This is a genomic window from Streptomyces sp. NPDC054783 (assembly GCF_053611725.1).
In genome coordinates this window covers 45910-67142 of record NZ_JBSHAY010000019.1, presented here as the reverse complement: position 1 = coordinate 67142, position 21233 = coordinate 45910, and the positions used below count along the sequence as shown (strand labels likewise).

17 protein-coding genes and 3 pseudogenes are annotated in these 21233 nt (G+C 69.9%); 15 read left to right on the top strand and 5 right to left on the bottom strand.

All coding sequences use genetic code 11. The features are described 5' to 3' along the window. The first annotated feature begins 10 nt into the window (after positions 1-10). The 5 genes and pseudogenes from ACWGJ5_RS28905 to ACWGJ5_RS28885 all read left to right on the top strand — a co-directional run bounded on the left by ACWGJ5_RS28905 (position 11) and on the right by ACWGJ5_RS28885 (position 4287). Positions 11-1057 carry an ABC transporter permease gene (locus ACWGJ5_RS28905; RefSeq protein WP_453312585.1) on the top strand — a complete coding sequence of 349 codons (1047 nt, stop codon included), beginning with the start codon at positions 11-13 and terminating at the stop codon, positions 1055-1057. Beyond that, a complete protein-coding gene (locus tag ACWGJ5_RS28900) occupies positions 1054-1989 on the top strand; it encodes a carbohydrate ABC transporter permease (RefSeq protein WP_453312584.1) in 936 nt (311 codons plus the stop codon). Before ACWGJ5_RS28905 ends, ACWGJ5_RS28900 begins: the two co-directional genes overlap by 4 nt. Positions 1990-2061: 72 nt before the next feature. After that, positions 2062-2965, top strand: a pseudogene (locus ACWGJ5_RS28895) (beta-galactosidase); the annotation flags it as partial. Continuing rightward, a pseudogene (locus ACWGJ5_RS28890) lies at positions 2934-3530 on the top strand (glycosyl hydrolase family 95 catalytic domain-containing protein); the annotation flags it as partial. The pseudogenes ACWGJ5_RS28895 and ACWGJ5_RS28890, both read left to right, overlap by 32 nt. Positions 3531-3573: 43 nt before the next feature. Further along, positions 3574-4287 carry a glycoside hydrolase family 12 protein gene (locus tag ACWGJ5_RS28885; protein ID WP_453312583.1) on the top strand — a complete coding sequence of 238 codons (714 nt, stop codon included), beginning with the start codon at positions 3574-3576 and terminating at the stop codon, positions 4285-4287. Between the two features lie 48 nt (positions 4288-4335). Here the strand turns inward: ACWGJ5_RS28885 and ACWGJ5_RS28880 are convergent, their stop codons facing one another. Further along, entirely contained in the window at positions 4336-6375 is a 2040-nt protein-coding gene (locus ACWGJ5_RS28880; RefSeq protein WP_453312582.1) for a glycoside hydrolase family 31 protein, read from the bottom strand. A gap of 81 nt (positions 6376-6456) precedes the next feature. Then, positions 6457-7470, bottom strand: coding sequence for a LacI family DNA-binding transcriptional regulator (locus ACWGJ5_RS28875; protein ID WP_453312581.1), 1014 nt, complete (start codon positions 7468-7470; stop codon positions 6457-6459). Between the two features lie 321 nt (positions 7471-7791). Between ACWGJ5_RS28875 and ACWGJ5_RS28870 the strand changes: the two genes are divergently transcribed. Beyond that, positions 7792-9729, top strand: coding sequence for an acyl-CoA dehydrogenase family protein (locus tag ACWGJ5_RS28870; RefSeq protein WP_453312580.1), 1938 nt, complete (start codon positions 7792-7794; stop codon positions 9727-9729). A 38-nt stretch (positions 9730-9767) separates the two neighbouring features. Here the strand turns inward: ACWGJ5_RS28870 and ACWGJ5_RS28865 are convergent, their stop codons facing one another. Beyond that, a complete protein-coding gene (locus ACWGJ5_RS28865) occupies positions 9768-10232 on the bottom strand; it encodes a hypothetical protein (protein WP_453312579.1) in 465 nt (154 codons plus the stop codon). A 235-nt stretch (positions 10233-10467) separates the two neighbouring features. Here ACWGJ5_RS28865 and dxr point away from each other — a divergent pair, with 235 nt between their 5' ends. The 9 genes and pseudogenes from dxr to ACWGJ5_RS28820 all read left to right on the top strand — a co-directional run bounded on the left by dxr (position 10468) and on the right by ACWGJ5_RS28820 (position 19476). Continuing rightward, a complete protein-coding gene (dxr, locus tag ACWGJ5_RS28860) occupies positions 10468-11739 on the top strand; it encodes a 1-deoxy-D-xylulose-5-phosphate reductoisomerase (RefSeq protein ID WP_453312578.1) in 1272 nt (423 codons plus the stop codon). Continuing rightward, positions 11736-13040: a M50 family metallopeptidase gene (locus ACWGJ5_RS28855; RefSeq protein WP_453312577.1), complete on the top strand. Its 1305-nt coding sequence runs from the start codon at positions 11736-11738 to the stop codon at positions 13038-13040. Before dxr ends, ACWGJ5_RS28855 begins: the two co-directional genes overlap by 4 nt. Before the next feature lie 174 nt (positions 13041-13214). Continuing rightward, a pseudogene (locus tag ACWGJ5_RS28850) lies at positions 13215-13439 on the top strand (recombinase family protein); the annotation flags it as partial. Between the two features lie 43 nt (positions 13440-13482). Next, complete coding sequence (locus ACWGJ5_RS28845; protein ID WP_453312576.1) at positions 13483-14016, top strand: transposase; 534 nt, start codon at positions 13483-13485, stop codon at positions 14014-14016. A gap of 170 nt (positions 14017-14186) precedes the next feature. Further along, positions 14187-15344, top strand: a complete 1158-nt coding sequence (gene ispG / locus ACWGJ5_RS28840) for a flavodoxin-dependent (E)-4-hydroxy-3-methylbut-2-enyl-diphosphate synthase (RefSeq protein WP_228623087.1) — start codon at positions 14187-14189, stop codon at positions 15342-15344. Positions 15345-15867: 523 nt separating this feature from the next. Beyond that, complete coding sequence (locus ACWGJ5_RS28835) at positions 15868-16212, top strand: barstar family protein (RefSeq protein ID WP_453312575.1); 345 nt, start codon at positions 15868-15870, stop codon at positions 16210-16212. 85 nt (positions 16213-16297) lie between these two features. After that, positions 16298-17146 (top strand): GNAT family N-acetyltransferase, encoded by an 849-nt coding sequence (locus ACWGJ5_RS28830; RefSeq protein ID WP_453312574.1) that lies wholly within the window; start codon positions 16298-16300, stop codon positions 17144-17146. 21 nt (positions 17147-17167) lie between these two features. Beyond that, positions 17168-17698, top strand: coding sequence for a GNAT family N-acetyltransferase (locus tag ACWGJ5_RS28825; RefSeq protein ID WP_453312573.1), 531 nt, complete (start codon positions 17168-17170; stop codon positions 17696-17698). A gap of 74 nt (positions 17699-17772) precedes the next feature. Beyond that, on the top strand, positions 17773-19476 hold the full coding sequence (locus ACWGJ5_RS28820; RefSeq protein WP_453312572.1) for a proline--tRNA ligase: 1704 nt from the start codon (positions 17773-17775) through the stop codon (positions 19474-19476). A gap of 35 nt (positions 19477-19511) precedes the next feature. Here the strand turns inward: ACWGJ5_RS28820 and ACWGJ5_RS28815 are convergent, their stop codons facing one another. Both ACWGJ5_RS28815 and ACWGJ5_RS28810 read right to left on the bottom strand, forming a co-directional pair. Further along, the gene (locus ACWGJ5_RS28815) at positions 19512-20234 is read right to left on the bottom strand and encodes a hypothetical protein (protein ID WP_453312571.1); all 723 of its coding nucleotides are present in this window, start codon (positions 20232-20234) and stop codon (positions 19512-19514) included. Positions 20235-20310: 76 nt separating this feature from the next. Continuing rightward, complete coding sequence (locus tag ACWGJ5_RS28810) at positions 20311-21210, bottom strand: aminoglycoside phosphotransferase family protein (protein ID WP_453312570.1); 900 nt, start codon at positions 21208-21210, stop codon at positions 20311-20313. Positions 21211-21233 lie beyond the last annotated feature (23 nt).

Below are 21233 nucleotides of genomic sequence, written 5' to 3'. Positions count from 1 at the left end.
GGAGAAGGCCGTGTCCCACAGCACGGTGCCTCGCAGCAGGGCCGAGGCAGACGACAGGGCGGGGAAGGCCCCGGTGACCTCCGGTGACGCCGCCGGAACGCGCAAGAACCGGAAGAGGACGAGGACCGGGAAGATGGGCCTGCGCCTCAGATTCGGACGCGACCGTGTCCTGATCCTGATGACGCTGCCGGCAATCCTGCTGCTCCTGCTCTTCAACTACCTGCCGATCCTCGGCAACATCGTCGCGTTCCAGGACTACGACCCCTACATCAGCGACAACGGCGTCGTCTCGATGCTGCACAGCCCCTGGGCCGGCATCGAGAACTTCCAGCGGATCTTCGCCGACTCGGCCTTCTGGAACGCGGTTCAGAACACCGTGGTCCTGTTCTTCCTGCAGCTCCTGCTGTTCTTCCCGGTCCCGATCCTGCTCGCGCTGCTCATCAACAGCGTGGTACGGCCGAGGGTGCGGGCGTTCGCCCAGGCGGTCCTGTACCTCCCGCACTTCTTCTCCTGGGTGCTGGTCATCTCCGTCTTCCAGCAACTCTTCGGCGGTGCAGGCGTCCTGTCGCAACTCCTGCGCCGGAACGGGTACAACGGGCTGGACATCATGACCGACCCGTCCACCTTCAAGTTCCTCGTCACGGCGGAGGGGATCTGGAAGGACGCGGGCTGGGGAATCATCATCTTCCTGGCCGCGCTGGCCTCGGTGAGCCCCGACCTGTACGAGGCCGCCGCGATGGACGGCGCCGGCCGCCGGCGCCGCATGTGGCACGTCACGCTGCCCGCGCTGCGCCCGGTGATCGCGCTGCTGCTGGTACTCCGGGTGGGCGACGCCCTGACCGTCGGCTTCGAGCAGATCCTGCTCCAACGCGACGCCGTAGGGCCGGGCGCGGCGGAGGTCCTCGACACCTTCGTCTGGTGGAACGGCGTCCGCAACCAGGACTTCGGCTACGCGGCCGCCGCCGGTCTGATCAAGGGCGTGGTCAGCCTCGGCCTGGTCCTCGCCGCGAACAAGGTGGCCCATCTCATGGGCGAGCAGGGGGTGTACAGGAAGTGACGGCCGTTCTCGACAAGCCGACGAGCAGACCCTCGCGATGGGCGGCGCCGCCGCGCCCGGTATGGGAGGAGCAGCCGAACAGGGCGGGGGTGGCCGGCAAGGGCCTGGTCCTGACCCTGGCCTGCCTCGGCATCCTCTTCCCGCTCTGGATCGTGATCGTCACCAGCCTGTCCTCCCGGAAGGCGATCGACCAGGCGGGCGGTCTGGTCATGATCCCGAAGGGCGTCACCTTCGTCGCGTACAGGGAGTTGCTGAGCGGCGGCCAGGTCACCCGGGCCGCGGCCATCAGCATCCTGGTCACCCTCGTCGGCACGCTGTTCTCCATGACGGTGTCCGTGCTGTGCGCCTACGGCCTCTCGCGCACCGGCTCCCTGGGCCACCGCTGGTTCCTGATGCTGCTGCTGGCGACGATGTTCTTCAGCGCGGGCCTGATCCCGACGTACCTGCTGGTGCAGTCCCTGGGCCTGATGGACAGCTACCTGGCCCTGATCCTGCCGAGCGCGGTGAGCGTCTTCAACATCCTCGTCCTGCGCGGGTTCTTCATGGGCATCTCGCAGGAACTCATCGACAGCGCGCGCATCGACGGCGCGGGGGACTTCCGGATCCTCTGGCAGATCGTGATGCCGCTGTCGAGGGCGGTACTCGCGGTCAGCACGCTGTTCTACGCGGTCGGGTACTGGAGTGCGTGGTTCAACGCGTCCCTGTACCTGAACGACCAGGACAAGATGCCGCTGCAGAACGTCATGATCCAGCTGGTGCAGAAGCAGCAGGCGCCGACGGGGCTGGGCCAGGCCATCAAGACCGGTGAGCTGTCGGGTCTCGCGGTGCAGATGGCGGTCATGGTGATGGCCCTGCTGCCGGTGGCCGTGCTGTCGCCGTTCGTCCAGAAGCACTTCAGGAAGGGGATGCTGACGGGGGCGGTGAAGGGGTGACCGGCGGGCATTGAAGGGGGCCAGGACTCGGCTCCGCAGCAACGACAACACCTACCAGTACGGGGAGCCCGCATGACACAGACCCTCGCCTACGTCACCCGGGGCCGCATCCTCTTCGGCGGCGACTACAACCCCGAGCAGTGGCCCGAGGAGACCTGGCGGGACGACGTCCGGCTGATGAAGGAGGCGTCGGTCAACTCCGTCACGGTCGGCGTCTTCTCCTGGGCCAGGCTCGAACCCGAGCCGGGCGCCCGGGAGTTCGGCTGGCTCGACCGGCTGATGGACCTCATGGGCGACAACGGCATCGGGGTCGTCCTCGCCACCCCGACCGCCGCGTCGCCGCCCTGGATGGGCCGGCTGCACCCGGACACGCTGCCCCGCGACGCCGAGGGGCGGACCGAGTGGTGGGGCGGCCGGCAGCACTTCTCGCACTCCAGCGCCACCTACCGGCGCTACGCCGCCGCCATCACCGAGGACCTCGCCGCCCGCTACGGCAGCCACCCCGCCCTCACCGTGTGGCACATCAACAACGAGTACTGCACCTTCGACCACGGGGACGAGGCGGCCGCCGCCTTCCGCCGCTGGCTGCGGGAGAAGTGCGGCACCCTCGACGCCCTCAACGCCGCCTGGGGCACCGCCTTCTGGAGCCAGGCGTACGACACGTGGGACGGCATCCTGCCCGCGCGGCACGCGCACTATCTGAAGAACCCCGCCCAGGTGCTGGACTTCCGGCGGTTCACCTCCGACATGCTCCTGGAGTGCTTCACCGCGGAGCGGGACATCGTCCGCCGGTACGCCCCGCACATCCCCGGTGACCACCAACTTCATGCCGCTGTGGATCGGCCAGGACGCCTGGCGCTGGGCGGCGGAGGAGGACGTCGTCTCCGTCGATCTGTATCCCGATCCACGTGATCCGCTGGGCGCGCAGCACGGGGCGCTGGTGCAGGATCGGACTGGACGACACCTACGACCACCGCCACCTCAGCCACCTCAGCCACCTCTACGGCGTCCGGCCCCTGGAGGAGATCAACCCCCACGACACCCCGGACCTGGCGGCCGCTGCTCACCGGGCCCTTCAACTGCGCGGTGCCGAGAACGACTCGGCCCACGGTCATCTGCACCACGCCCTCGTCGCCGCCCGGCTCGGGGACGCCGCCCGCGCCGCCCACGCCCTGCGCCAGGTCCTGGAGGGCGACTTCTTCCACGTCTCCCTGATGAGCGCCCACTATCCGCACCGGGACGTCTACAACGCGGACGCCGCGCACACCCTGCCCGGCGTCCTGATCGAGATGCTCGTGCAGTCCACCCCGGACCGGCTCGTTCTGCTGCCGGCTGCCCCGGAGGACTGCCTGTACGGCGAACTCCGGGGTGTGCGGACCCGGTTCGGTGCGGAGATCGACCTGCGCTGGAGTCCGGAGGGTGCCCGGGCCGTCGTACGCCCCGGCCGCACCCACCGGATCGACCTGCGGACTTCCTCCGGTGCCGCACCGCTCGACCTCGTCGCCGGAGGAGACCGCGTCCTCACCCTGGGGCCGCGGTGACCGAAGAAATCCCAGGAATCCCCCCACCCATGGAAGGGACGCCATGGCAACACGCACGCTCAGCAGGATCGCCAAGGCCCTGATCGCCCCCGCTCTCGCCCTCGGCGCCACCGTCGGCCTCGCCTCGGCCCCCGCCTCCGCCGCCGTCTGGAGCTCCTGCGACCAGTGGGGCAGCACCACACTGAAGGGCTACACCCTCTACAACGACATCTGGGGCTCCGGCGCCGGCAGCCAGTGCATCTGGGCCAACTCCGGCACCAACTGGGGCGTCTGGGCGAACCACCCGAACACCGGCGGCATCAAGTCCTACCCCAACGCCAAGAAGGTGATCAACAAGTCGATCAGCTCGCTGTCGTCGCTCACCAGCAGCTACAACGTCACCGTCCCGTCGTCCGGCGCCTACGAGACGGCGTACGACATCTGGGACACCAACTACAAGTACGAGATCATGCTCTGGGTCAACAAGACCGGCGCCGTCGGCCCGCTCGGCACCTCCCAGCGCACCCTCACCCTCGGCGGCTCCACCTGGACCGTCTACAAGGGCAACAACGGCTCCAACGACGTCTTCTCCTTCGTCCGCAGCTCCAACGCCGGCTCGGGCACGGTGAACATCCTGCCGATCCTGAAGTGGATCAAGAACACCAAGGGCTGGTTCGGCGACGTGACCATCGGTGACCTCCAGTTCGGCTTCGAGATCACCTCCTCCGCCGGCGGACTGGACTTCACCGTCAACAGCGAGAATGTCAGCAGCAGTTAGCGGGCAGGAGCGGGGCCGGTCCCGTGTGGGGCCGGCCAACTTCAGCGCTCACTCCGCGATCGGCAGCTCCGCCCCGTCCCGCAGGAACAGCGGGATGCGGTCCAGCGGCGCGTCCACCGTCACCGCCGTACCGCCCTCGTACGTCTCACCCGTCCACGCGTCCGTCCAGCGGGCGCCCGCCGGAAGGTAGGCCGTCCGGGCGGTCGCGCCGGCGGTCAGCACCGGGGCGACCAGCAGGTCCCGGCCGAAGAGGTAGGCGTCGTCCACCGACCAGGCCGCCTGGTCGTCGGGGAACTCCAGGAACAGCGGGCGCAGCACCGGCAGCCCCTCCTCGTGGGCCTCCCGCATGACGCCGAGGACGTACGGCCTCAGGCGCTCGCGCAGGCGCAGGTACTTCTCCAGGATCGCGCCGGCCTCCTCGCCGTACGACCACACCTCGTTGGGGCCGCCCGTCATCTCCGGGCCCAGCGGCATGCCCGGGTCCCGGAAGCCGTGCAGCCGCATCAGCGGGGACAGCGCGCCGAACTGGAACCAGCGGACCATCACCTCGCGGTACGCCGGGTCGTCCGGGTCGCCGCCGTGGAAGCCGCCGATGTCGGTGTTCCACCAGGGGATCCCGGACAGTGCGGTGTTCAGGCCGGCCGCGATCTGGCGGCGCAGGGTCGCGAAGTCGGTGCCGATGTCACCGGACCACAGGGCCGCGCCGTAGCGCTGACTGCCCGCCCACGCCGACCGGTTGAGGGTGATGACCTCCTCACCCCGGGCACGCAGGCCCTCGTGGAAGGTGCGGGCGTTCTCGCGCGGGTAGAGGTTGCCGACCTCCGGACCCGGGCCCGCCCAGTAGCGCAGGTTCTCCGGGAAGCCCGGCTTCAGCTCCGGCTCGCAGGCGTCCAGCCAGAAGGCGGAAATTCCGTACGGAACAAGGTAGTTGTCGCGAACCCGGGACCAGACGAACTGCCGCGCCTCGGGGTTCGTGGCGTCGTAGAAGGCCACCTGGACCGTGGACGCCACCTCCTTGTCCGGCCAGTCGGCGTGCGCCATCGGGCCGTACTGGGTGCCGATGAAATAGCCGCGCTGCTCCATGAGCTGGTGGTTCTCCGACAGCGGCGACACCGACGGCCACACGGACACCACCAGCTTGACCCCCAGCTCCTCCAGCTCGCGGACCATCGCCGCCGGGTCCGGCCACTGCTTGGGGTCGAACCGCCACTCGCCGAGGTGGGTCCAGTGGAAGAAGTCGCACACGATCGCCGACAGGGGCAGGCCCCGGCGCTTGTACTCCCGCGCCACGTCGAGGAGTTCGCCCTGCGTGCGGTAGCGCAGCTTGCACTGCCAGAAGCCGGCCGCCCACTCCGGCAGCATCGGGGAGCGCCCGGTCACCGCGCTGTAGGAGCGCTGCCCGTCGGCCGGCGTGCCCGCCGTGATCCAGTAGTCGATCTGCCGGGCCGAGTCCGCTACCCAGCGGGTGCCGTTGCCCGCCAGTTCCACCCGGCCTATCGCCGGGTTGTTCCACAGCAGGGTGTAGCCCCGGCTGGACACCAGCACCGGGACGCTCACCTCGGCGTTGCGCTGCACCAGGTCCAGCACCAGGCCCTTCTGGTCCAGGCGCCCGTGCTGGTGCTGGCCCAGGCCGTACAGCTTCTCGCCCTCGTAGGCGGCGAACCGCTGCTCGAGGCGGTGGTGGCCGTGGCCGACCGCCGTGTACAGCCGCGGCCCCGGCCACCAGAAGTGGGCCCGCTCCTCGGCGAGCAGCTCCGTACGGTCCTCGGTGCGCAGAAAGCGGACCAGGCCCCCGGCGCTCACCTCGGCGGTCAGCGCGCCGACCGTCAGCCGCGCCGCGCCGCCACCGATCTCGACCCCGGCGTCCCGGGCGGGCGGGGAGTCGAGGAGCGCGCCCGGGAGCCCCTCCAGCACCGGGCCGCCGAGCCGGGCGCGCACCCGGACCGCGTCCGGACCCCACGGCTCGATCCGCACCGTCTCCTGACGGCCGCTCCACTCCAGCGCCCCGTCCAGCTCACGGAAGGTGCCGACGGTGGGGGAGGACTGGGCGAGGCTGACCTTGGGCTGTGCGACGGCGTGCTGGTTCACGGCGTGCTCCTGAAGCAGTGCGGACAGGGTCAAGGCAGGCAGAGCCGTGCCCCGGGCGCACCGGAGCCACGGGAAGGTACGTCAGGACGCGGCCGGCGCCGGTCCCGAACTCGCCCGTACCGTCAGCTCGGGCGCGATCAGCACGACCTCGTCGCCGCCCCGCCCGTCCAGCTTGGCCACCAGGTGCTCGACCGCGTACCGGCCCATCTCCTGAGCCGGGATGGCGACCGAGGTCAGCCGGACCGAAGCCTGCACGGCGACCTGGTCCGGGCAGACCGCGACCACGGACACGTCCTCCGGCACGGCCCGGCCCTGCTGGCGCAGCAGCGCGAGCAGCGGCTCCACCACCGACTCGTTCTGCACCACGAACCCGGTCGTCGCCGGGCGCTCGTCGAGGATCCGGGCCAGGGTCACGGCCATCGCGTCGTAGCCGCCGTCGCACGGGCGGTGCAGTACCCGTACGCCCGTCTCGCGGGCCCGGGAACGCAGTCCGTCGAGGGTGCGCTCGGCGAATCCGGTGTGCCGCTCGTAGACGGCCGGGGCCTCGCCGATGACAGCGATGTCACGGTGGCCGAGCGCCGCCAGATGCTCCACGCACAGCGCGCCCGTCGCACTCCAGTCCAGGTCCACGCAGGTCAGACCGTCGGTGTCGGCGGGCAGGCCGATGAGCACCGAGGGCTGGTCGGTCTGCCTGAGCAGCGGCAGCCGCTGGTCCTCCAGCTCGACGTCCATCAGGATCATCGCGTCGGCGAGACCGCTGCCGGTCACCCGGCGCACCGCGTCGGGCCCCTCCTCCCCGGTGAGGAGGAGGACGTCGTAGCCGTGGGTGCGGGCCGTGGTGGCCACCGCGATGGCGATCTCCATCATCACCGGCACGTACATGTCGGTGCGCAGCGGGATCATCAGCGCGATGATGTTCGACCGCTTGCCGGCCAGGGCGCGGGCGCCGGCGTTGGGGTGGTAGCCCAGTTCCCGGATGCTCTGCTCGACCCGCTGCCGGGTGGTCGCGGAGATGGACCGCTTGCCGCTGAGGACATAGCTCACCGTGCTCGCCGAGACTCCGGCGTGCTGGGCGACCTCGGCAAGGGTGACCATCCGTGCTCCAAGCTTTGTGAAGCGCTTCGACTACTGCGCGTTGCCTACGGGGGTGAGTGAGAGTGAGATTGACACTAGCCTCAGCCGGGGCGGGGTGTCCATAGGTTGTCGAAGCGCTTCGACAGTTTTTCCCGGGCGGTGGTACGAGGCGCGCGCCGGGGAACCAGTACACACCCGCGCGACGGGTATCCGGCCGGGCTTTCGGCCGGATGGACGCGCGAGGGGTGGTGGGGTCGGCCCGTTTCGGGTACCAACGATCCAGTAGCACTGGTCGGTAACGAACGGTCCAATTCATCCCTCTTCGCGGCGAGGTGAGCCTCAATGTCCGCCCCCCCAAAGTCACGCACCAACGTCACCGAGCGCGAGGCACGCCGGGTGGCGGAGGCCGCCCGGCAGCAGGACTGGCACAAGCCCAGCTTCGCCAAGGAACTGTTCCTCGGGCGCTTCCGGCTCGACCTCATCCACCCCCACCCGCTCCCGGACCCCGAGAGCGTCCGGCGCGGCGAGGAGTTCCTCGGCAAGCTGCGCGCGTTCTGCGAGTCCACGATCGACTCCGCCCGCATCGAGCGCGAGGCCCGCATCCCCGACGAGGTCGTGACCGGTCTGAAGGAACTCGGCGCCCTCGGCATGAAGATCGACCCCAAGTACGACGGTCTCGGCCTCACCCAGCTCTACTACAACAAGGCCCTCGCCCTGGTCGGCTCCGCCAGCCCCGCCGTCGGCGCGCTGCTGTCCGCCCACCAGTCGATCGGCGTACCCCAGCCGCTGAAGCTCTTCGGCACCCAGGAGCAGAAGGACACCTTCCTGCCCCGCTGCGCCCGCACCGACATCTCCGCCTTCCTGCTCACCGAGCCGGACGTCGGCTCCGACCCGGCCCGCCTCGCCACCACGGCCGTACCGGACGGCGACACCTACGTCCTCGACGGGGTGAAGCTGTGGACCACCAACGGGGTGGTCGCCGACCTGCTCGTCGTCATGGCGCGGGTGCCGAAGTCCGAGGGGCACAAGGGCGGCATCACCGCGTTCGTGGTGGAGGCGACCTCGGAGGGCGTCACCGTCGAGAACCGCAACGCCTTCATGGGCCTGCGCGGCATCGAGAACGGCGTCACCCGCTTCCACCAGGTGCGGGTCCCGGCCGCCAACCGGATCGGCCCGGAGGGCGCGGGTCTGAAGATCGCGCTCACCACCCTGAACACCGGCCGGCTGTCGCTGCCGGCGATGTGCGCGGGCTCCGGGAAGTGGTGCCTGAAGATCGCCCGCGAGTGGTCGGCGGAGCGCGAGCAGTGGGGCAAGCCGGTGGCGCTGCACGAGGCCGTCGGCTCCAAGATCAGCTTCATCGCGGCCACCACCTTCGCCCTGGAGGCCGTCCTGGACCTCTCCTCGCAGATGGCCGACGAGGACCGCAACGACATCCGCATCGAGGCCGCCCTCGCCAAGCTCTACGGCTCCGAGATGGCCTGGAAGATGGCCGACGAACTGGTCCAGATCCGCGGCGGACGCGGCTACGAGACCGCCGAGTCCCTCAGGGCACGCGGCGAGCGCGCGGTTCCGGCCGAGCAGATCCTGCGCGACCTGCGCATCAACCGCATCTTCGAGGGCTCCACGGAGATCATGCACCTGCTGATCGCCCGCGAGGCCGTCGACGCCCACCTCTCGGTCGCCGGTGACCTCATCGACCCCGACAAGTCCCTGTCCGACAAGGCGAAGGCGGGCGCGAACGCGGGCGTGTTCTACGCCAAGTGGCTGCCCAAACTGGTCGCCGGGCCCGGGCAACTGCCCACCGCGTACGGCCAGTTCAAGAACGGAGTCGACCTGTCCGGGCATCTGCGCTACGTCGAGCGCACCGCCCGCAAACTGGCCCGCTCCACCTTCTACGCCATGTCCCGCTGGCAGGGCCGGATGGAGACCAAGCAGGGCTTCCTCGGGCGCATCGTGGACATCGGCGCCGAGCTGTTCGCGATGAGCGCGGCCTGCGTCCGGGCCGAGCTGCTGCGAAGCCGGGACGACCACGGCCGCGAGGCCTACCAGCTGGCCGACGCCTTCTGCCGGCAGGCCCGCATCAGGGTCGAGGAACTCTTCGACCGGCTGTGGACCAACACCGACGCCCTCGACCGCAAGGTGGTCAAGGGCGTGCTCGGCGGGGCCTACACCTGGCTGGAGGAAGGCGTCGTCGATCCGTCCGGGGACGGCCCGTGGATCGCCGACGCGACCCCCGGCGCCTCCACGCGGGAGAGCGAGCGCCGCCCCTTCGGGGACTGAGCCGCTCTCCCGCCTGTCGACCGGGGCCCCGGGGCGGGTCAGTTGCCCCAGGTGCCCTGGTTCACGGCGCAGTTCCAGCCCGAGCCGTGCAGGGTGAACTTCAGCTGGTAGCTGCGGGTGTTGAGCAGGTGCGTGGGGATCCTCATGCCCAGGCTCGCCCTGCCCTTGAACGTCCCCGCGTAGACGGACACCGAGGTGGTCGAGTTGTGGGTGATCCTGCCGCCGGTGGGCTTGGCCTTGCCGAAGCGGAGGTTCTTGACGTTCGTGACGCTGAACGTGACCTTCTTGAAGCTCGTGGCCGTCTTGCTCTTGATGCCGAAGTACAGGCCCCCGTTGGTGACCCAGCCGTGCGAGTCGATGTAGAAGCGGCTCGGGTACACGATGTTGATCGGGCAGCCGGTGCTCTGCGGAGCCCGGGTGGCGGCGGCCGCGCCCCCGGCGAAAGCGAGCTGAGTGGCCGCCAGCACACCGGCGGTGGCCAGCGCGGCCGCGGTCGTACGCATGCGGTTCAAGGTGATGTTCCTCCCCCTGTTGTTCCCCCAGTTGTGCGCGCCCTTCGCGAAGGGCGCCACGGGAAGGATGCCATCACCGGCGGCCGAAAGTGCGCGATTTCAGAAATATGATCTTCACCACGCCTTGACAACGGAAAAACCCTCCATCCGGCGACGAAAGACGTTCACGCACCCGCCCGGGGGACGCCCTGTCCTGTCGGTCACCGGTTGCGGCAACAATGGGGGGATGACCGACAGCCCCGCTCATCCGGCACCCCTCGCCGATCCGCACCTCGTCTACGACCCCCTCGCGGGCGACAGCCCCAAGGACGTGGTGATCCTCGGCTCCACCGGATCCATCGGCACCCAGGCCATCGACCTCGTGCTGCGCCACCCCGACCGGTTCCGGGTCACCGCCCTGTCCGCGAACGGCGGCCGCATTGCCCTCCTCGCCGAGCAGGCGCGCCGCCTGCGGGTGCGGACCGTCGCGATCGCCCGCGAGGACGCCGTACCCGCCCTGCGCGAGGCGCTCGCCGCCGAGTACGGCCCCGGCGAGCCGCTGCCCGAGATCCTCGCCGGACCGGACGCGGCAACCCAGGTCGCCGGCTCCGACTGCCACACCGTGCTGAACGGCATCACCGGCTCCATCGGCCTCGCGCCCACCCTGGCCGCCCTGGAGGCCGGCCACACTCTGGCGCTCGCCAACAAGGAGTCGCTGATCGTCGGCGGGCCGCTGGTCAAGACGCTGGCCAAGCCGGGCCAGATCATCCCGGTCGACTCCGAGCACGCCGCGCTCTTCCAGGCGCTGGCCTGCGGGACGAGGGCCGACGTACGGAAGCTGGTCGTCACGGCGTCCGGAGGGCCCTTCCGGGGCCGTACGAAGGCCGACCTGGCGCACGTCACCGTCGAGGACGCCCTGGCCCACCCCACCTGGGCGATGGGCCCGGTGATCACGATCAACTCCGCGACCCTGGTCAACAAGGGCCTGGAGGTCATCGAGGCACACCTGCTCTACGACATTCCCTTCGACCGCATTGAGGTGGTCGTGCATCCCCAGTCGTATGTCCACTCGATGGTCGAGTTCACCGACGGATCCACGATCGCCCAGGCGACGCCCCCCGACATGCGCGGGCCCATCGCCATCGGTCTGGGCTGGCCCGAACGCGTTCCCGACGCGGCGCCCGCCTTCGACTGGAGCAAGGCCTCCACCTGGGAGTTCTTCCCGCTGGACAACGAGGCCTTCCCCTCGGTGAACCTCGCCCGGCACGTGGGGCGGCTCGCGGGGACCGCGCCGGCGGTGTTCAATGCGGCCAACGAGGAGTGTGTCGAGGCATTCCGCACCGGCGCGCTGCCCTTCAACGGCATCATGGAGACCGTCACCCGGGTGGTCGAGGAACACGGCACCCCGGCCACGGGAACTTCACTCACCGTGTCGGACGTCCTCGAAGCGGAGACCTGGGCCCGCGCCCGGGCCCGTGAACTCACAGCCACGACGGCGACCGCGGAGGCGCGTGCATGACGACCTTGATGTTCATCCTCGGCATACTGGTCTTCGCGGTGGGCCTGCTCGTCTCGATCGCGTGGCACGAGCTGGGGCACCTGTCCACGGCCAAGCTCTTCGGCATCCGCGTCCCGCAGTACATGGTCGGCTTCGGCCCGACCGTCTGGTCGCGGAAGAAGGGCGAGACCGAGTACGGCATCAAGGCGGTCCCGCTCGGCGGCTACATCCGCATGATCGGCATGTTCCCGCCCGACGACCAGGGCCGCGTCTCCGCCCGCTCCACCTCCCCGTGGCGCGGCATGATCGAGGACGCCCGCTCGGCGGCCTTCGAGGAGCTCCAGCCCGGCGACGAGACGCGCATGTTCTACACGCGCAAGCCGTGGAAGCGCGTCATCGTCATGTTCGCGGGCCCGTTCATGAACCTGATCCTCGCGATCGCCCTGTTCTTCACGGTCCTGATGGGCTTCGGCATCCAGCAGCAGACCACCACCGTCGCCTCCGTCTCGCCCTGCGTCATCGCGCAGAGCGAGAACCGCGACAGCTGCAAGAAGTCCGACCTGGCCTCCCCGGCCGAGGCCGCCGGCATGAAGAAGCGCGACAAGATCGTCTCCTTCGACGGCAAACCGACCAAGGACTGGAACACCCTGTCGGACCTGATCAGGGACAGCGCCGGCAAGACCGTCCCGATCGTCGTCCAGCGTGACGGCAGGCAGGTCACCCTGCACGCCAAGATCGCCACCAACCTGGTCGCCAAGAAGGACTCCAGCGGCCAGTACGTCCAGGGCCAGTACGTCAAGGCCGGCTTCCTCGGCTTCAGCGCCGCCACCGGCGTCGTCCACCAGGACTTCGGCCAGTCCGTGACCTGGATGACCGACCGGGTCGGCGACGCCGTCGACTCCCTCGCCGCACTGCCCGCCAAGATCCCGGCCCTGTGGGACGCGGCCTTCGGCAACGCCCCGCGCCAGCCGGACTCCCCGGTGGGCATCGTCGGCGCCGCCCGCATCACCGGCGACATCGCCGCCCTCGACATCCCCGCCTCCCAGCAGGTGGCGATGTTCGTGATGCTGCTCGCCGGCTTCAACCTCTCGCTGTTCCTGTTCAACATGCTCCCGCTGCTCCCGCTCGACGGCGGACACATCGCGGGCGCGCTGTGGGAGGCGCTGCGGAGGAACGTGGCGCGGGTGCTGCGCCGCCCGGACCCGGGCCCGTTCGACGTGGCGAAGCTGATGCCGGTGGCGTACGTGGTGGCGGGGATCTTTGTTTGCTTTACCGTCCTCGTCCTGATTGCGGATGTCGTTAATCCAGTCAAGATCAGCTAGCAACCGATCATTCTCTGTCACGATGGCCGCAGAGTGCGCCCTTCACTCGTGTAACTCACACGGGTGAAGGGCGCGGCTTTTTCGTACGACGGAGAGGCGGACTTCGTACGTTCTGGCTGCTCATGGGTGACCCCAGCGGTGCGCTGGGGCCTGGCCAGTCTCGAAGGGACTGACATGCAGCAAGGTACTGCGCCGCACGCAGATGACAAGGTCAAGGACACGGAGACCGTTGCTGTCGTTGCATACATGCGGGTCTCCACCGCGGAGCAGAAGAGAGTTCGTGAGGACAGGGGTGAGTCAGGCTCGACGGACTCGCGTCCTGGTCTGAAGGCACTCCTTGGCGACATCTCCACGGGGCAGGTGAATCTAGTCCTCGTGCATCGTCTCGACCGTCTGGGGCGAACGGAGGCGGCCATCTGGCGTTGCATCTGGCAGATCGAGGATGCCGGAGCGCGGGTGGAGGAGAGTCTTCGAACGGATCCTGGCCCACGCGCGGAACTGGCTGAGCGAACTGGAGAACCTGTGCAACGCGGATGCCTGGCGCACGGCTGTTCTGGAGGCAGCTGCTCCGGACATTCGGTCGCTCTCGCCCTCCGAGCAACGCCGCCTGATCGAGTTGGTCGGCGTACACGTGGATTTGCTCCGCTCCAGGTACCGGGCGCACCACTTTCGCTCACCTCTGGATCTGCGAGCAGCGCTCACGGGGATGCTGCACCGCCTGCGCACAGGAATCCTTTGGCGCGACCTTCCAGACCGGTTCGGTGCGCCTGAGAAGGTCCGCTGGAGGCAGCGCACGTGGTTGGCGGACGGTGTGTGGCCGGAGATCGTGAAGCTCCTCGATGAGGAGGGGGTGGGCACATCAGTCTTGAGCCACGCGGCAGCGCCGGAGCTGGCCATCCGTACGACGCTCGACGCTGAAGCTGCCCAGAGCGCCCAAGACGGTCCGGACGTGGTTAACCCGGTGAACATCTCGTAGTCGTACGACGTTCTCGGCGGCCCGGAGGAGGATCTTTCGGGCCGCCTTCCATCGAGTGGGTTTGCCGGGTGGGATGTGCTGGCGCCTGGGCCCGTGCCGTAATCTCGAAGCCTGGAGCCCGACCGTAGACGGGACCGGACCTTGATCCACGACTTGGGGTTGCACAGCAGATGACTGCGATTTCTCTCGGCATGCCGTCCGTTCCGACCAAGCTCGCCGAGCGCCGGAAGAGCCGGCAGATCCAGGTCGGAAGCGTGGCGGTCGGCGGAGACGCGCCCGTCTCGGTCCAGTCGATGACCACGACCCGTACGTCCGACGTCGGCGCCACCCTCCAGCAGATCGCCGAGCTGACGGCCTCCGGCTGCCAGATCGTCCGCGTGGCGTGCCCCACCCAGGACGACGCGGACGCCCTCGCGACCATCGCCCGCAAGTCCCAGATCCCGGTGATCGCGGACATCCACTTCCAGCCGAAGTACGTTTTCGCCGCGATCGAGGCGGGCTGCGCGGCGGTCCGCGTGAACCCCGGCAACATCAAGCAGTTCGACGACAAGGTCAAGGAGATCGCCAAGGCCGCCAAGGACCACGGCACCCCGATCCGCATCGGCGTCAACGCCGGCTCCCTGGACAGGCGCCTGCTCCAGAAGTACGGCAAGGCGACGCCGGAAGCCCTGGTCGAGTCGGCGCTGTGGGAGGCGTCCCTCTTCGAGGAGCACGACTTCCGGGACATCAAGATCTCCGTCAAGCACAACGACCCGGTCGTGATGATCGAGGCCTACCGCCAGCTCGCCGAGAGCTGCGACTACCCGCTCCACCTCGGCGTGACGGAGGCGGGCCCGGCGTTCCAGGGCACGATCAAGTCGGCGGTGGCCTTCGGTGCGCTGCTGTCCCAGGGCATCGGCGACACCATCCGCGTGTCCCTCTCGGCTCCCCCCGTCGAGGAGGTCAAGGTCGGCCTCCAGATCCTCCAGTCGCTCGGCCTGCGCCAGCGCGGCCTGGAGATCGTCTCCTGCCCGTCCTGCGGCCGCGCCCAGGTGGACGTCTACAAGCTCGCCGAGGAGGTCACCGCGGGCCTCACGGGCATGGAGGTCCCGCTGCGGGTGGCCGTCATGGGCTGTGTGGTGAACGGCCCCGGCGAGGCCCGCGAGGCCGACCTCGGCGTCGCCTCCGGCAACGGCAAGGGCCAGATCTTCGTCAAGGGCGAGGTCATCAAGACCGTCCCCGAGTCCAAGATCGTGGAGACCCTCATCGAGGAGGCCATGAAGCTGGCCGAGCAGATGGAACAGGACGGCGTGGCCTCCGGCGAGCCGTCGGTGTCCGTGGCCGGCTGATCTTTCCGGCTTTCGTGAGTCCCGTCACCGCTGGATGGCGGGGCTCAGCCATCCAGCGGCGGGCCGCTCCGTCTCATGGTGTGTCATTCCGGGGCGGACAGCTCAGGCATCGCCCAACAGATAGCCAACGAAATGGGCGTCACCGTAAGGGCACCCACGGACAGGGTAGGCACCAATCCGCTGCTCGGCCCGGGGCAGATGATGAAGTTGATCGGTTTTTACCAGGAAATGGATCCGGGGTATTGACAATCCTGGGGCGGCTTCCTGCCTCGACCTGAATCGGGTGCGGGCAAGTACCCGGTAGGCAATGTGGTCGGCTACCTGAAGTCCGGCTACCCCATCCTCGACGTGATGGAATTGACCGTCGATTTCATTGGTGGAGCTTTCCGTGTGCCGGGCGGATCGCCTTGTGGGCATGGGGCGAAGCCGAGATCCACGTTGCCCCGGCCGACTCCACGATCCCCCTGACCCTCGCCCTCCCGCGCACCGGCTTGATCCACTCGCCCGGATGCAGGGCCGGGAGATGCGCGACTCCGACGGGGTGTTCACCCAGTTCTACGAGGCGCTGCGCCTCCCCGGCTACTTCGGCTGGAATTGGGACGCCCTACGGGACTGCCTGTGCGATCTCCACTGGCTCAAGGCGGCACACTTCCTCGTCACCATCGATGACGCCGACGCCGTGCTCTCGGAAGCCCTGGAGGAACGCAAGATCCTCTGGCGCGCCCTGAACGACGCCATGACGTTCTGGGCCGGAAGGCCCGAGCTGCCGGGACAGGAGAAGATCACCTTCGACGTCGTACTGCTGTGCCCGCCCGAGGCCCGGAAAGAGGCCCAGGAAGAGCTGCGCCGGGAGCTCCTTCGCAGGTAGGCCCCCTTTCCTCACCCCGAGGCGCCGCCCAATCGCACGAGGTAAAGTGCCGGGACCAGCAGAACCCCAGGGTGAGGCCCCGCACGTGTTGACCCAGACCACCTCTCGGGTGCTCGAACCGAGCGACCTTGACGCCGCGCTCGCCATCCTCGGCCGCGAGCCGGTCGCGAACGCCTTCGTGACCTCACGAGTCCAGGTCGCCGGTCTCGACCCCTGGCGCCTCGGCGGCGAGATGTGGGGCTGGTACGAGGACGGCATGCTCACGTCCCTGTGCTACGCGGGCGCCAACCTGGTCCCGGTCTGCGCCACCCCGCGCGCCGTCCGCGCCTTCGCGGACCGGGCGAGAAGGGCCGGCCGCCGCTGCTCCTCCATCGTCGGTCCCGCCGGTTCCACCGCCGCGCTGTGGCGACTGCTGGAACCCCACTGGGGCCCCGCCCGCGAGGTCCGCCCCCGTCAGCCCCTGATGGTCACCGACCGCATGCCCGCCGACATCGCCCCGGACCCCTACGTCCGCCGCGTCCGCAAGGACGAGATGGAGACGATCATGCCGGCCTGCGTGGCGATGTTCACCGAGGAGGTCGGCGTATCGCCGCTGGCCGGCGACGGCGGCCTGCTCTACCAGGCCCGCGTCGCCGAACTCGTCGGCTCCGGCCGCTCCTTCGCCCGCCTCGACGAGCACGGCAAGGTCGTCTTCAAGGCGGAGATCGGCGCGGCGACCAGCCAGGCCTGCCAGATCCAGGGCGTCTGGGTGGCTCCCGAGCACCGGGGGAGGGGCCTGGCGGCACCGGGGATGGCGGCCGTCCTGCGCTACGCCCTGGGGGACGTGGCGCCCGTCGTCAGCCTGTACGTGAACGACTTCAACACGGCGGCGAGGCGGACGTACCACAGGGTGGGCTTCCAGGAGGTGGGCGCTTTCATGAGCGTCCTGTTCTGAGCCCCCTGTACGCTCCCGGGCATGGACCTCGTGATCGGTTCCCTGGACCTCGCTGCCCGCGTCGACGAGGCCCTGGCCGTCCAGGCCGTAGCCTTCGGACTGGGCCCCGACGAGGTCGCCGTACGCCGGCAGATCGTCCAGCGTCACATGCAGTTCCCGGGCGCGCGGGCCCTCGGTGCCACGGTGGGCGATCACCTCGTGGGCTTCGTGTACGGCATGCCCAACTCCCGCACCCACTGGTGGTCCACCGTGGTGGAGCCGTATCTGCGCGCCAACGGCAACGACTTCTGGCTGGACGACTCCTTCGTGATCACGGAGCTGCACGTCCACCCCCACCACCAGAACCGGGGCATCGGGCGGCGGCTCATCACCACGATCACCGACACCGCCACCGAACCCCGCTCGATCCTCTCCGCGATCGACACCGACAGCCCCGCCCGTGGCCTTTACTTCTCCCTCGGGTACGTCGACCTCGCCCGCCAGGTCCACTTTCCGAGCGCGCCGAAGCCGTACGCGGTGATGGGTGCCCGCCTGCCCCTCCGCAGGCACTAACCGATTTCCGCCCCCGCAGCAAGCCCGGCTAACCTCCTTGCCATCACCGTTTTCCCGGCAGGAGTACGAGAATCATGGCGAACGCACCGGTCCAGCGCATGTCCCAGTTGATGGCGAAGACGCTGCGCGACGACCCGGCGGACGCCGAGGTCCTCAGCCACAAGCTCCTCGTCCGCGCCGGCTACGTCCGCCGCACGGCCGCCGGCATCTGGAGCTGGCTGCCCCTCGGCAAGAAGGTCCTCTCCAACGTCGAGCGGATCGTCCGCGAGGAGATGGACGCCATCGGCGCCCAGGAGGTCACCCTCCCCGCCCTGCTGCCCCGCGAGCCGTACGAGGCCACCGGCCGCTGGGACGAGTACGGCCAGGAGCTGTTCCGCCTCAAGGACCGCAAGGGCGGCGACTACCTCCTCGGCCCCACCCACGAAGAGATCTTCACCCTCCTGGTCAAGGACCAGTGCACGTCCTACAAGGACCTGCCGGTGATCCTGTACCAGATCCAGACCAAGTTCCGCGACGAGGCCCGCCCCCGCGCCGGCATCCTGCGCGGCCGCGAGTTCCTGATGAAGGACTCGTACTCCTTCGACCTGGCGGACGAGGGGCTCGCGCAGTCGTACGCCCTGCACCGTGAGGCCTACCAGCGCATCTTCGAGCGCCTCGGCCTCGACTACCGCATCTGCGCGGCCACCGCCGGCGCGATGGGCGGCTCGAAGTCGGAGGAGTTCCTGGCCCCGGCCGAGGCCGGCGAGGACACCTTCGCCGACTGCCCGAACTGCGACTTCGCCGCCAACACGGAGGCGATCACGTACGCGCTCCAGCCGGTGGACGGCTCGGCCGTGCCGGCCCTGGAGGAGATCCCGACCCCCGACACCCCGACCATCGAGACCCTGGCCGCCTCCCTCGGCGTCCCGGCCTCCGCCACGCTGAAGAACCTGCTGGTGAAGGTGGACGGCGAGATCGTCGCCGTCGGCGTGCCCGGCGACCGGGAGGTGGACCTGGACAAGGTCGAGGCGCACTTCGCCCCGGCCGTGGTCGAGATGGTCACCGAGGCCGACTTCGCCGGCCGTGCCGACCTGGTCCGCGGCTACGTCGGCCCGCAGGGCCTGGGCGAGAAGGTCAAGTACATCGCCGACCCGCGCGTGGCGCCGGGCACCTCCTGGATCACCGGCGCCAACAAGGAGCACACGCACGCCAAGAACGTCGTCGCCGGCCGTGACTTCGAGGTCGACGACTACGTGGACGTCGTCGTGGTACAGGAGGGCGACCCCTGCCCGAAGTGCGGCACCGGCCTGAAGCTGGACCGTGCCATCGAGATCGGCCACATCTTCCAGCTGGGCCGCAAGTACACCGACGCCCTCAAGCTCGACGTCCTCGGCCAGAACGGCAAGCCGGTCCGCGTCACCATGGGCTCCTACGGCATCGGCGTCTCCCGCGCCGTCGCGGCCATCGCCGAGCAGAGCGCCGACGACAAGGGCCTGGTGTGGCCCAAGGAGGTCGCCCCGGCCGACGTGCACGTGGTCGCCGCCGGCAAGGCCCTGCAGACCGAGCTTGCCCTCGACGTCGCCGAGAAGCTGGCCGCCGCGGGCGTCCGCGTCCTGGTCGACGACCGGGCCGGCGTCTCCCCGGGCGTGAAGTTCACCGATGCCGAGCTGATCGGCGTCCCGCAGATCCTGGTCGCCGGCCGCCGCTCCGGCGAGGGCGTGCTGGAACTGAAGGACCGCAGGACCGGCGAGCGCGAGGAACTGCCGGTCGAGGACGCGATCGCCCGCCTGACGGCCTGACGGCCTGACGGCCTGACGGACGGTGAGGGCGGCGGTCACGTGTGCGAGCGCCGCCACTCCTGCCGGGAGAGCGTCCAGTACTCCCGGCTTCTGAAGGTGACGGAGAAGACGGTGCCGTAGCGGGCGCGTGCCTCGGCGACGGTGGCGCCGCCGGGCTCCGGACCGCACCGTCCCTCCGGGGCGGGCGAGGGACACGGAGTGGGGTCCTGGACACGCCACGCCGGGTCCCACGGGTCGTCCCACTCGACGGTGAACGACGGATCGTTGAGCTCCGGCCGGGGCAGGCGCAGCCCGTCGGCCTGCCGGCCCTTGTCCCGCTGGTACTCCAGGGCGTACCGGAGCCCGCCGACCCCGCCGGTGTCCGGGCCCCCGCCCGTCGGGCCGCCCCAGTCGCCGAGGCGCGCCCGGCCAATGTCCCGAAGGGTGGGCGTCACCCCGCGGGGCGCGCCGTAGTAGGCGATGGCATCCATCTGGCAGTGCACCACGTCGGGGTCATCGGACTGGTCGAAGAGATCGGGCTGACGCGGACCGAAGCAGAAGTCGCTGAACCGCAGCAGCACGGGTTCCAGTGAAGGAAGCGCGGCGAAGGCCTTCACCCGCTCACGAACGGCCCGCTCCGCCGCTGCCCGCTGGTGCCGCGCCGCCGACGACATCGCCAGACGGTGGCGTTCGCCGGCATCCGGCTGCGCGGCGGAGCAGCCCGCCACCAGCAGCCCGGCCAGCGCCGTGAGCATCCCCCTGCGCCATGTTGTCCGCATGCGGCGACTCTGCCCGGCACCCAGCCCAGCCGGCACGGGTGCCCCTACCCACGTGCATGAGTACGCATACTCATGCCTAGAGCCAGCTCGCGAACTCCAGCAGCAGCTCCGCGTCCTTCTCGCGGCCGACGCGCCGGGCCCGCACCCCCGACTCCACCGCCCGGAACAACGTCCACCCCCGCAAGCGCTCCTGGTCCACCTCCAGCGACTCGGCAAGCCGCTTGATGCGCCGTCGTGTCGTCGCCGCACCCGCCGGTGCCGCGATCAGGTCCTCCACCCGGTCCCGCACCAGCCGCGCCAGATCGAAGGCGCACTCGCCGACCACCGGATCAGGGCCCACCGCGAGCCACGGCATCCGCTCCCCGGCCAGCACCTTGCTCTGCCGGAACGTACCGTGCAGCAAGCGGTGTTCGGGCGGCGCGGCCAGCAACTCCTCGCGGGCCGCGAGCGCCGCGTCGACCAGCGGCGCCACCTCGGCGTCGGCCTCGGCGCCCGCCCGCATCGCCGCCGCCTGGCGCCCCGTGCGCTCGGCGACGGACTCGAAGGCATGACCGGCCGGCGGCTCGACCCACAGCCGTCGCAGCGTGCCCGCCGCCTCCAGCAGTGCCTTCGCCTCCGGCAGCGACCGCACGGACACATCCGGGTGCAGCCGCTCCAGCAGCAGCGCACCGTCCTCCGCGTCCGCCTCCAGCAGCTGTACGGCGCCCAGCCCGCCCCAGTGCGCCAGCGCCGCCCGCTCACTCTCCGGACGGGCCCTCGGCGGGGCCAGCTTCAGCACGGCCGGGCTGCCGTCGGCCCGCCGCACCAGCACCACCAGGCTGCTGCGCCCACCCGGCACCTGAACCCGCTCCACGGTCAACTCGCGCCTGGCAACGGCCCGTTCGGCGGTCGCGGGCAGCTGAGCGAGCCAGTCGTCCCCGGCCGGTGCCGTCTCACCGAGCGCCCGTACCAGGCGCGGCGGCGGTTCGAAAGCCATGCGTGAGTCGTTCCCTTCCTGTC